1 pseudogene is annotated in these 235 nt (G+C 28.1%); it reads right to left on the bottom strand.

Annotation, left to right across the window (positions count from 1 at the left end):
* Positions 1–205, bottom strand: a pseudogene (locus tag AJ932_RS00035) (hypothetical protein); the annotation flags it as partial.
* Positions 206–235: the final 30 nt, after the last annotated feature.

Below are 235 nucleotides of genomic sequence, written 5' to 3' on the forward strand. Positions count from 1 at the left end.
AAAAAGAAATAATCACTTCATCTCCTATTCTTGGAGTATGAAAAAAACCTGAATGATTACTTGCTATACTAGAAGCTACTCTTAAAAAAGGAGTGTGATGATAAGATTTATAAGCATTGCTTGATAAATTAGAAGAATTTGTATCTATATCATTTGCAATAAAAGTATCATTATCTAATTCTTCTTGATTGGCATAAAGATTAATCCTTACCTTAACCCTTCCATATTCATCAGT

The organism is Campylobacter sp. BCW_6873, assembly GCF_001762365.1.
Classification (GTDB): Bacteria; Campylobacterota; Campylobacteria; order Campylobacterales; family Campylobacteraceae; genus Campylobacter_D; species Campylobacter_D jejuni.